Origin of the sequence: Psychrobacter sp. (assembly GCF_018260395.1) — a bacterium.
Classification (GTDB): Bacteria; Pseudomonadota; Gammaproteobacteria; order Pseudomonadales; family Moraxellaceae; genus Psychrobacter.
Map to the genome: position 1 here is coordinate 1 of NZ_JAGLBC010000149.1, position 5,647 is coordinate 5,647.

5 protein-coding genes are annotated in these 5,647 nt (G+C 40.1%); 2 read left to right on the forward strand and 3 right to left on the reverse strand.

The genetic code is table 11. From position 1 onward, the window contains the following. The first annotated feature begins 33 nt into the window (after window positions 1–33). Together QZ265_RS09505 and QZ265_RS09510 are read left to right on the forward strand one after the other, a co-directional pair. Complete coding sequence (locus QZ265_RS09505) at window positions 34–855, forward strand: hypothetical protein (RefSeq protein ID WP_296405633.1); 822 nt, start codon at window positions 34–36, stop codon at window positions 853–855. 166 nt (window positions 856–1,021) lie between these two features. After that, window positions 1,022–1,993 (forward strand): tRNA-dihydrouridine synthase family protein, encoded by a 972-nt coding sequence (locus QZ265_RS09510; RefSeq protein ID WP_296405635.1) that lies wholly within the window; start codon window positions 1,022–1,024, stop codon window positions 1,991–1,993. Window positions 1,994–2,119: 126 nt separating this feature from the next. Here the strand turns inward: QZ265_RS09510 and QZ265_RS09515 are convergent, their stop codons facing one another. From QZ265_RS09515 to QZ265_RS09525, 3 genes are all read right to left on the reverse strand, one after another. Then, window positions 2,120–2,545, reverse strand: coding sequence for an MAPEG family protein (locus QZ265_RS09515; protein WP_296405637.1), 426 nt, complete (start codon window positions 2,543–2,545; stop codon window positions 2,120–2,122). Between the two features lie 74 nt (window positions 2,546–2,619). Then, a complete protein-coding gene (locus tag QZ265_RS09520; RefSeq protein WP_296405638.1) occupies window positions 2,620–3,066 on the reverse strand; it encodes an OsmC family protein in 447 nt (148 codons plus the stop codon). Between the two features lie 336 nt (window positions 3,067–3,402). Next, window positions 3,403–5,325: an autotransporter domain-containing protein gene (locus tag QZ265_RS09525; protein WP_296405640.1), complete on the reverse strand. Its 1,923-nt coding sequence runs from the start codon at window positions 5,323–5,325 to the stop codon at window positions 3,403–3,405. Window positions 5,326–5,647: the final 322 nt, after the last annotated feature.

Here is a 5,647-nt window from a genome sequence, read left to right on the forward strand (position 1 = left end):
CAATGTTCAACACGCCCTAATAAGGAACTGATTATGTCAAACTTCATATCTAAGCCAAGTAGTGGTGCTATAACCAATAGTACGACTTTAAAAAGCTTAAATTTAATCGGAACTTCCCTTTTAGCTATAGTAGTTAGTGGCTGTCAGTCCACCGTTAATGCAGCAACTAACCAGCCAATCCAAGCTTCTCTCCAAACCCAAGCATCTCTACAAACCCAAGTCGTTAATCAAACAAGTAACATTAAAAAGCAAAATCCTCCAGTAGTGATAAACAATTCAGTTTCGCCTAACAATATTTCTTATAATTCACCGACTGCTACCAATACGCAATTCACAGAAATTCCTTTAATTACAGACAGTAACCGTCCGCAATCGGTGCCTGCATTCACACCGCCCTCTTTTATTCCTGCATCATGGCGCTTAGCCCCTATCAGCATTTCTAAAATTGATTCGGTTTATAAGACGGAATGGAAAAAATCTAAAATCGGACAAAAGTGCCCTCTATTGGCCCTTCCTAAAAATGCCAATTCGCAACTCGCCAATAGAAGTGTACGACGTGCCAATTTTTCAGGCGGTTGGGGAGTGGCGTATGATTTGCCGTCATTACGCAGTGCTTATGGAGTAGCACTTTCTGGGATCAATGAACCGGTTGGTAGAGTTAGCAACTGGAAAGATTATTATACGTACCAAGATGGCACAGAGCTAACTTACGGGCGTGAAGGCGGTAACCCAAATGGGCAGTGGCTGGCTTATTTAACCTTAGGTGATAGTCATTGCTCTTACAATATCTGGAGTAAAAAAGGAAAGTCACATCTTGAACAGATGATATCGGATTTACGTGTGGTAAAGCCATAATTTATAAAAATTCTATTAGTGAGTAGTTAAATATGCTAGTGAGTAGTTAAATATGCCATTGCCATAACCTTCTGCTAGCGGCTATCTGAAAACTTTATATCACGAGTATGGTTGTATTCATATAGATAAGTTATCATGCCCACTTTAACCCCTACCTGTGATCGCTATGTCTTTTTCTGCCCAATTTTTTTCAAATCCTGTCCGTATACTGGCGCCGATGGAAGGCTTGTCAGATCCTTTAATGCGTCAAATCCTGACTCAAATCGCTAGCAAATTGGGTCGTCCGTATGATTGGTCTGTCAGTGAGTTTATTAGAGTTACTCAACATGTACTACCAAATAATGTATTCTACCGTTATGTGCCAGAGCTAAAGAACAACAGCCTAACTGCCAGTGGCACTCCTATTCATGTGCAACTTCTGGGAAGTAATCCTGAGCTTATGGGCGAGAATGCTTTGGCAGCTACCGAGCTTGGTGCACTTGCCATTGATCTCAACTTTGGTTGTCCTGCCAAAACAGTTAACAATCATCGTGGCGGCAGCGTGCTACTTGATGAGCCTAAGCTGATGCGTGATATTATTGCTGCTGTGCGTGATAAGACACCGAGCTGTATTCCAGTCTCGGCCAAAATACGTTTGGGTTATCACGATACTAGCAATATGGAAGACATTAGAAAAGCTATCGCTGATAGTGGCGCAGACTGGTTAACGATACATGCTCGAACTAAGACTCAAGGCTACAAACCGCCAGCTTATTGGGAAAAAGTCATTGGCTTTACTGAGCTTCCTATTCCAGTTATTGCCAATGGAGAGATTTGGAATCATGACCAAGCCCTACGCTGTGCTTTACAAGCAAATACGCCGCATCTCATGCTAGGACGAGGCGCTGTAACCAGGCCGGATTTGGTTGCTCAAGTGGATAGCCCTGAGACTGACTTGTCTTGGCATGCTTTAATCCCTTATCAAATTGCCTTTTTACAGGGGGAGGCAAAAAATGATCTGGCATTAATTGGACGGTATAAACAGTGGCTTGGTATGCTTAGTAGAGGCTATATTGAAGCTAAAGTGCTATGGGATAGTATTAAGCGGGTGCGAGAAAAACAGCACATTATCGATTTGTTAATAGAGCAACTGCCGTGATGATTAAATAAGCAACCACATCTGGCAACCATATCTGCCGACCACATTTTGCAAATATATCTGATAACCGCTTATTAAACTCACTTACTATCTGTATAAAGGCTTAATTACAATAGATAAAAAAGCTTACAATGCCATTTTTACTGCCAAATAAAACAGCATAAAACAACATGCCATTGACAATGCCCATATAATCGAACGTAGCGTTGGTAGGTTAATAATGTAGGCAATAGCATAAATCAGACGTAATACCACATACATCACTGCCAAATAATTGACCACAATTTGAGGCACGAAGAAGAACATTGCCACGATCACTGAGGCCAGAAATATAGGTAAACTCTCAAAGCTGTTTTGCTGAGCGGCGTGGGCTCGTGCTGCCCTACCTGTAAACTTAGCAACCACTTCTCGAGGATGGCTATTGTCTGCCATACCAAACCCGCCTATTGCTTTGGCTAACATAGCAAGTAAAAAAGGCAAGGCACTGGCTATTATCATTGACCAAATAGCCACGTTTGCAGAATCTGCAATTAGGGCAAAAAACCAACTCATGTTATCTTCCTTAGGTTTCAAGCTTTCATTAACTGCCAATTTTTATGGCCGCAATACTTATGCTAAGGGTTAACTTAGCTGGCCACGACTTCAAAGCTGTGCGTCACATTAACACCGCCTTGCGCTAGCATTTTACTTGCTGAACAGTATTTATCTGCTGATAACTCTACTGCTTTGGCCACTTGTTTTTCTTTGACGTCATTACCCGTTACCACAAAGTGTAGATGAATATCGGTAAAGACGGCAGGCACTGTATCGGCTCGGATAGCAGATAACTGACAACGCACGTCTTGTATGTCTTGACGTCCCTTCTCTAAGATACCTACCACATCATAGCTAGCACAACCGCCTAGACCCAAAAGCACTAACTCCATTGGACTGGCACCTGCTACTTTATTGGCATCTATATCAACTTGCTGTCCAGAAGGTGCAGTACCCAAAAATTGTCTGTCCTTTTGCCACACTACACTGCCTTGCAATGGCATAGATTTTGGATCTTGTTTTGGGGCATGATTACTCATAGTGGTTAACCTATCACTTTTTATTATTTATGAAACTTTATTCTTTATAAAACGATGTCATTTATGAAACACTGTTATTTATAAAAAACGATTACCTATGCTGTTTTTTGATTTATAAAAGGCTTGGCATTAAAGTTAATTGCTATCTGATATAAAAAAAGAAGTTAATCGTACCACGCAATTTGCCTGATGCAAATAAGCTTCGCGTAATCATTGCCATAAGCTTAGGTTATCGATTATCTACTACCGTTTTAAATCAAAAGGCTGAATAGTCATAACTATCCAGCCCTAATAAATTTAATGTATTACTAAAAATAGCTCTTATGAAATCTTCACTTAAAAAGAACTGCTTAAGCCAACAAATACGCTGGTTGCGTCATCATTATCGCCTCGTGTATGCGACACACCAGCATTGGCATTAACCGCACCGAACTGACGCGATAATCCTAAACTTACCCCAAAACTATCTTCATCAATATCGGTAGTTGGCGTAGTAAAGGGCATATATAACATAGTATTAGAACGGGCTGTCACACCCTTGCGATCATTGTCTAACTGCTTTTGATAATGCACATCACCAAATACGTCAAGCGTGTCACTTAAACGGCTACTTGCCTTAACGCCAAGTGTGCCGTACACCGTATTGTATTTTTGCTCATCGAACTGCATGCCAATTGGATTGGTCAAATCTTTTTCTTTAATAGCATCAATTTGAACTCGGTTTACCGTTGCCGCTAAGTATGGCGTCAGCGTGGTATTGGCAAACTGAGTCATACTCGCCATTTGCATCGGATAGCCGGCTTTAAGGGTGGCATAATAACGCTTTCCATTCACATCCGACTTAAAGTTTTCAATATGGTTATCTAAACTAACTTTGCGATTGAGAAATAAGTCTAAACTGCCATAACCCAAAGCGCCGTCTAGCAGTACGTTGCCAAACTTATTACTATGATACAGACCCACACCGTACTCATCTAGATCCAATTGATTTATGCCAGTACGTACATTGTTGTCTAATTCTGACTGGCTAATATTGCCGTAGATACCACTTACTGCATTTGAATCTGTGCTATGAGGAAAATCCATACCTAACAACAATTGGTAATTACCACTGCTATCAAACCCTGCAACATTTAGAGCGTTTACGTCAGCAGAGGCCCAAACTGTAGGTCCTTTTTTATATTGCAAAGCGTTAATTTGGTTAGACTGATTTTGAGTAGACTGATTTTGAAGTTGATTGATATGGGTCTGTAGACGTTCAGTGGTTGCCAAAGCTGACTGGGTAGCAATGTGTGGCAGCACGCCTACCTGACTTGGAGCGGTCACAACAGCGTTCGCATAATCAGCAATCATACGGTGAGCACGACCTGTAGGATGTACGCTATCAGCAAAAAAATAGCTGTTTTCAGCACCTTGCTGGACCAAATCAGACCTACCACATTCAAGAGAGCTAACATTACCGCAAGCTTTATCTTTCACATTCGTAAAACCATAGGCGGATGGATTAGCGGCTACTTTTTGTAATAAGCTATAGGTATCTAAAGGTATAATATTGGCCCCTGTCCCTTTAACCCCAGTATATAATGCATCGTTATATTGAGTAGAAAGTCCGGTACCAAAAGCTTGTAAAGTAGGCCCTAACCCATTCAACATGGGTGTTAGACCAACATCTGGAATATTAGGTACTAAAATATAATTGGCGCCATTGTCATGAAGTTTTTGGATAGTGGCCACCTCATCAGTGACCGCAGAGGTGATTATACTATTGGCATTTGGCACGTCATTCACTACTGCCAATAAATCATTGGCGCCAATCCAAACAGAGTATAAACCTTTAGAATCCACTTTATTATCCGTAAGATAACTGTCTACTTGGCTTCGCGCTGAAGCAACATTAGCGCCTCTTATATTAGCAGCCTTACCTGCTCTTGCACCACCAATGGCATAGTTATTACCCTTGACGCTACTACCCAAAACATTTGGAGTAGCCGACAACCCAAGCTGCTCAGCAAGTGGAGTCGCCCAAGTATTATCGGGATTGGTAGTAAACTGACCCGATTGTTGCTTATCTACGAAAGGCTTAAAATAACCACCGTCAGTTAAGCTGTCACCAAAAAAGGCCACGCTACTATATTCACTGGCATGAGCAATACCAGTAGCCGATAAAGTTACCAATAGCATGGCTTTTGATAAAGTTTTTATAGTTGGACAACAAAAATTCTTTTCTAATTTTTTCGAGGTAGAATGAATAGATAACATATCAACTTCCTTGTGATTAATAGCAAGTTTGAACTCAAAAATTAGACATAATGGTATAGTTTACAAGTGTATACTTGTTGATTAAATATCGCAAACCTATCACATCTTATATTAGTCTTTAAATCATATTAACTTAGATAGTAACCTGTTGCCTTAATTTAATTTCCTAATTATTTTAATTGCCAATAATTCTTTGATTTAACTATATTTTTAACTCAAGAATTAATTATAAAACTTTGGCAAATTAATTAAATTATTGCAACTTTTTAGCTAGACTGTGAAACATTTTATATCAAAATATTGTTACCATTTAACTTAAATT